Here is a 5,668-nt window from a genome sequence, read left to right on the forward strand (position 1 = left end):
GGGTGTGGTTGTGGGTGTGGGTTCGTGAGCGTGCCGGCAGTGTCCTACTCTCCCACCCGCCTTCCGGGGGCAGTACCATCGGCGCTGGGGGGCTTGGCTTCCGGGTTCGGAAAGGAAAGACCGGGCATGACCCACCCCGCTATGACCACCGGCACACACACCAACCCACACCCACCCAGAAACAACCAGGCCAGGCGGGCGCTCGCGCACGCACCACACACCCTGTTCACATATCAGCACCCGCCCGGGGGTGGGTTGCCTGTGAACCGTACAGCGGACGCAAAAAACAAACCAAGTGATTGAAAGAACTACTCAACTCATGTTGTTTGCCGGTTGAACACTGCTGCTTGTGGAAGCCCCACGCGTCAAGCCGCCATCACACCCCGCCCAGCACAGGGCGGGGGCGTGTGCCTGCCGGTTTCATGCCATAAAAACAATTGTTTCGCTCGCCACCACCCACCACCTAACGGGGGCCCCGGCCGGGAACCCCACGGAGGTGAGTGCGTGTTGTGTTGTGTCGGCCATTGTTAGTACCAGTCAGCTCAAGCAACAGGATTCACCCCACACGGGACTGCCTGCTTCCACACCTGGCCTATCAACCCAGTCGTCTAACTGGGAGCCTACCAACCCCAGGAGGGGTTGCGGAGACCTTATCTTGGAGACGGTTTCCCGCTTAGATGCTTTCAGCGGTTACCCGACCCGAACGTAGCCAACCAGCCATGCACCTGGCGGTACAACTGGCACACCAGAGGTTCGTCCGTCCTGGTCCTCTCGTACTAGGGACAGCACTCCTCAAGTCTCCAACGCGCGCAGAGGATAGGGACCGAACTGTCTCACGACGTTCTAAACCCAGCTCGCGTACCGCTTTAATGGGCGAACAGCCCAACCCTTGGGACCTGCTCCAGCCCCAGGATGCGACGAGCCGACATCGAGGTGCCAAACCATGCCGTCGATATGGACTCTTGGGCAGGATCAGCCTGTTATCCCCGGGGTACCTTTTATCCGTTGAGCGACGACCCACCCACACGGGATCGCCGGATCACTAGCTCCCACTTTCGTGCCTGCTCGACCCGTCAGTCTCACAGTCAAGCCCTCTTGTGCGCTTGCACTCAACACCTGGTTGCCGACCAGGATGAGAGAACCTTTGAGCGCCTCCGTTACCTTTTAGGAGGCAACCGCCCCAGTTAAACTACCCACCAGGCACTGTCCCTGACCCGGATCACGGGCCCAGGTTCAGACGCACGCCACCATCAGAGTGGTATCCCAACAACGACTCCACAACCGCTAGCGCGACCGCTTCACAGTCTCCCACCTATCCTGCACAAACAATGGCGGACGTCAATACCAAGCTGCAGTAAAGGTCCCGGGGTCTTTCCGTCCTTCTGCGCGTAACGAGCATCTTTACTCGTAATGCAATTTCGCCGAGCTCATGGTTGAGACAGTAGAGGAGTCGTTACGCCATTCGTGCAGGTCGGAACTTACCCGACAAGGAATTTCGCTACCTTAGGATGGTTATAGTTACCACCGCCGTTTACTGGGGCTTAGGCTCACCGCTTCACCCCACACTAACCGTGGGACTAACGGATCCTCTTAACCTTCCAGCACCGGGCAGGCGTCAGTCCGTATACATCGCCTTACGGCTTCGCACGGACCTGTGTTTTTAGTAAACAGTCGCTCCTCCCTGGTCCCTGCGACCCTCACCCCTAGCCCGCAACGGGGCTTCAAGGCTCAGGCCCCCCTTCTCCCGAAGTTACGGGGGCATTTTGCCGAGTTCCTTAACCATGATTCACTCGCACGCCTGGGCATACTCTGCCCGACCACCTGTGTCGGTTTAGGGTACGGGCGGTAAAGCACCTCACGTCGAGGCTTTTCTAGGCACCACAGGATCACCCTACTATCCCCCACCACACCGGCAGGGTCACCATCACGCCTCACCCAACCCCACCCAACAGGGCAGGGCACGGCACCCGGATTTACCTAGGCACCAGGCCACACGCTTGAACGGGACAAGCCATAAGCCCCGCGAGGCTACCTCTGTGCGTCACCCCAGTTAAAACACGCTTGCCTACCAGCACGGTCGGTCCCCAGACCACACCACCACCCCACAGCCAGGCCCGAAAGCCCAACCACAGGAAAACAGCGGCAACGGCGTGGGTTAGCACCCGCACGTCAGCATGGGCGGTACTCCACCGGTACGGGAATATCAACCCGTCATCCATCGACTACGCCTGTCGGCCTCGCCTTAGGCCCCGACTCACCCAGGGAGGACGAACCTGCCCCTGGAACCCTTAGTCATACGGCGCCGGGGAATCCCACCCCGGTCTCGCTACTCATGCCTGCATTCTCACTCCCACGCCGTCCACCCAAGAGTCACCCCCGGGCTTCACCCAACGCAGGACGCTCCCCTACCACCCCAACCCAACAAACGGGGCCGGGGTCCGCGGCTTCGGCGGTGCGCTTGAGCCCCGCTACATTGTCGGCGCACGACCACTCGACCAGTGAGCTATTACGCACTCTTTCAAGGATGGCTGCTTCTAAGCCAACCTCCTGGCTGTCACCGCGACCGCACATCCTTTCCCACTTAGCGCACACTTAGGGGCCTTAGCCGGCGATCCGGGCTGTTTCCCTCTCGACCACGAAGCTTATCCCCCGCAGTCTCACTGCCACGCTAAACCAATACGGCATTCGGAGTTTGACTGGCATCAGCAACCCTGTAAGGCCCCTCAACCAACCAGTGCTCTACCTCCGCACGGCAACACGCAACGCTGCACCTAAATGCATTTCGGGGAGAACCAGCTATCACGGAGTTTGATTGGCCTTTCACCCCTACCCACAGCTCATCCCCCCCGTTTTCAACCGAGGTGGGTTCGGTCCTCCACACGCTCTTACACGTGCCTCAACCTGGCCATGGGTAGATCACCCCGCTTCGGGTCCAGAACGCGCCACTAAAACGCCCAAACTTCAGACTCGCTTTCGCTACGACTACCCCACACGGGTTAACCTCGCGACACGCCCTGACTCGCAGGCTCATTCTTCAAAAGGCACGCCACCACCCACACAGACCAGAAAACCAGCCCGGCGGGCTCTGACGGCTTGTAGGCGCCCGGTTTCAGGTACTCTTTCACTCCCCTCCCGGGGTACTTTTCACCATTCCCTCACGGTACTAATCCGCTATCGGTCACCAGGAAGTATTTAGGCAGCCAGGTGGTCCTGGCAGACACACGCAAGACTCCACGAACCCCACGCACAAAAGGGGAAAAAAACATGCTCAACACCACACCAGCAGGTTCAACCTACGGGGCTATCACCCTCTACGGCTCCCCATCCCAGAGAATCCAGCTACCCACCAGCAAACAGTGCGGGCCCACGGCAGCAAACCCACAAGCACGCCCCACAACCCCGCAGCCGCAACCCCTGCCGAGTAATCACACGACCACGGTTTAACCTAATCCGCTTTCGCTCGCCACTACTCACAGAATATCCTCTCCTACGGGTACTAAGATGTTTCACTTCCCCGCGTAACCCCCCACCCCCTATCAATTCAGGGACAGGTGACGCGACACAACTCGCGCCGGGTACCCCCATTCGGAAACCCTCGGATCACAGCCCGCAAGCCAGCTCCCCGAGGCATATCGCAGGCCGCCACGTCCTTCATCGGCTCCTGGTGCCAAGGCATCCACCGAACGCCCAAAAAAACAACACAAACAAACACAAGCAAAACAAAACAAGCAAAACAGGCAAAACAACAACAAAACACGCAAAACAACCACAAGCAACAACAAACCAGCAAACAAGCTGAACAAACAATCATTGATGCTCGCGTCCGCTATACAGTTCACAACCAACCCACCCAACCAACCCCACCCCCAACCCCAAAGGCCAGAAGCAAAGCCAGCAGGCAACCCAGGACACGCAGCCCCGGAACCCGACAGCATGCCACCCCCAACCCCACCAACCAAAAGAAGGAGGAGAAGAGGGTCCCGCCCGCCCCCCAGCCACGCAACACACGCAACCACAAGGAAACGAACAGAGTGCCTGCCTGCCCTGCCAGCAAAACAATCTCCCTAGAAAGGAGGTGATCCAGCCGCACCTTCCGGTACGGCTACCTTGTTACGACTTCGTCCCAATCACCAGCCCCGCCTTCGACCGCTCCCCATAAGGCCACGGGCTTCGGGCGTCACCGGCTTTCATGACGTGACGGGCGGTGTGTACAAGGCCCGAGAACGTATTCACCGCGGCGTTGCTGATCCGCGATTACTAGCGACTCCAACTTCACGGTGCCGAGTTGCAGGCACCGATCCGAACTGAGACCGGCTTTAAGGGATTCGCTCCACCTCACGGCATCGCAACCCACTGTACCGGCCATTGTAGCATGCGTGAAGCCCAAGACATAAGGGGCATGATGATTTGACGTCATCCCCACCTTCCTCCGAGTTCACCCCGGCAGTCTCCCGCGAGTCCCCGCCATAACGCGCTGGCAACACGAGACAAGGGTTGCGCTCGTTGCGGGACTTAACCCAACATCTCACGACACGAGCTGACGACAACCATGCACCACCTGCAGACCAGCCCAAACCACAAAAAGCAGCAAGAGAACCACCGTCTCCGGCAGCAACCAGCCCATGTCAAGCCTTGGTAAGGTTCTTCGCGTTGCATCGAATTAATCCGCATGCTCCGCCGCTTGTGCGGGCCCCCGTCAATTCCTTTGAGTTTTAGCCTTGCGGCCGTACTCCCCAGGCGGGGCACTTAACGCGTTAGCTACGGCGCGGAAACCCCGGAAAAGGGCCCCCACACCCAGTGCCCAACGTTTACAGCATGGACTACCAGGGTATCTAATCCTGTTCGCTCCCCACGCTTTCGCTCCTCAGCGTCAGCAACAGCCCAGAGACCCGCCTTCGCCACCGGTGTTCCTCCTGATATCTGCGCATTCCACCGCTACACCAGGAGTTCCAATCTCCCCTACTGCGCTCAAGCCAGCCCGTACCCACCGCAAGCCCCCAGTTAAGCCAGAGGATTTCACGGCAGACGCGACCAGCCGCCTACAAGCCCTTTACGCCCAGTAATTCCGGACAACGCTCGCGCCCTACGTATTACCGCGGCTGCTGGCACGTAGTTAGCCGGCGCTTCCTAACCCGGCTACCGTCAACCCACCCACAAACGAGGCAGGCCTTCACCACCGGAAAAAGAGGTTCACAACCCGAAGGCCTCCATCCCTCACGCGACGTCGCTGCATCAGGCTTCCGCCCATTGTGCAATATTCCCCACTGCTGCCTCCCGCAGGAGTCTGGGCCGTATCTCAGTCCCAGTGTGACCGTCCACCCTCTCAGGCCGGCTACCCGTCAAAGCCTTGGTAAGCCATCACCCCACCAACAAGCTGATAAGCCGCGAGCCCATCCCCCACCAGAACAACCAAAGTTGAACCTATACCAACCCACCCATGCAGGCAGGCCAGACCACCCCGTATTAGCCGCCCTTTCAAGCAGTTATCCAGGAGAAGAGGGCAGGTTACTCACGTGTTACTCACCCGTTCGCCACTAACCAACCCCAGCAAAAAACCAGAGCCAGCCCGTTCGACTTGCATGTGTTAAGCACGCCGCCAGCGTTCGTCCTGAGCCAGGATCAAACTCTCCAAACAAAACAAAAACCAAACAAAGAAACCAACAAAAAA

General features: G+C 59.0%; 3 rRNA genes. All 3 read right to left on the reverse strand.

Annotated features, from left to right (window positions below):
* Nucleotides 1-31: 31 nt before the first annotated feature.
* A 5S ribosomal RNA gene (rrf, locus tag ACGLYG10_RS15440) occupies nt 32-153 on the reverse strand.
* Nucleotides 154-506: 353 nt separating this feature from the next.
* Nucleotides 507-3,703: ribosomal RNA gene (locus ACGLYG10_RS15445) — 23S ribosomal RNA — on the reverse strand.
* A 365-nt stretch (nt 3,704-4,068) separates the two neighbouring features.
* Nucleotides 4,069-5,635, reverse strand: a 16S ribosomal RNA gene (locus ACGLYG10_RS15450).
* Together the 16S, 23S and 5S rRNA genes form the textbook arrangement of a ribosomal RNA operon.
* Nucleotides 5,636-5,668 lie beyond the last annotated feature (33 nt).

It is taken from the genome of Actinomyces glycerinitolerans, assembly GCF_900098745.1.
Classification (GTDB): domain Bacteria; phylum Actinomycetota; class Actinomycetes; order Actinomycetales; family Actinomycetaceae; genus Actinomyces; species Actinomyces glycerinitolerans.